This is a genomic window from Bradyrhizobium sp. 62 (assembly GCF_023073035.1).
GTDB lineage: Bacteria > Pseudomonadota > Alphaproteobacteria > Rhizobiales > Xanthobacteraceae > Bradyrhizobium.
The window spans coordinates 102,696-103,331 of record NZ_JADPIT010000022.1; the positions used below are offsets into that span (position 1 = coordinate 102,696).

At 60.7% G+C, this 636-nt stretch carries 1 protein-coding gene; it reads left to right on the top strand.

Features of this window, described 5'->3' with window-relative positions:
- Positions 1 to 419, top strand: a 419-nt coding sequence (locus IVB47_RS23575; RefSeq protein ID WP_247464748.1) for a histidine phosphotransferase family protein, incomplete at its 5' end; no start/stop codon positions are given.
- Positions 420 to 636 lie beyond the last annotated feature (217 nt).

Here is a 636-nt window from a genome sequence, read left to right on the forward strand (position 1 = left end):
GTGCGGCCGGCTCGTCCGGCGCGCAGATCGATCTCGGCGATGCCCAGACCATGGCGCGCGGCCACATCGAGGACGGCAAGTGCTCGATCACCTGGAATCTGCCGCGGATCCTGCTGCCGAAGAATCGCGTCAAGCTGTTGCTCAACATGCTGGTCGTTTCGCAGCACACGATCCCGCGCGGCGGCACGCTGACGATCGATCCGATCGGCGAGGGCGAGACGATGAGCTTCCGCATCACCGCGACCGGACATAATGCGCGCCTGCCGCAGAACATCTCCGAGCTCCTGAGCGGCGAGCGCGGCCCGGCCGCGGATGCGCACGCGATCCAGCCTTATTATACGCGGCTGTTGGCAGAGGCCTGCGGGCTCACTGTGAGGCTCGCGCATGAAGGCGAGGCCATCACCATTATCGCGTCGTAGACACGCCGCCGCTCGTTAATCGAATCTTTACAAGGCGCTTCGGCTTGTCCGGAGCGCCTTATCTCTTTGTTGATTCCGTTCTTTTCCACATACTCAACCAATATTAAACGCTTTGCGGTGAAGCTGGCCCCATTCCGAATTGGCGCATCACGTCTTGTGTGCGCGCCCTCCCTGTATGAAGGCCTGTTTTCATGGATGATCTGTTGCGGGAGTTTTT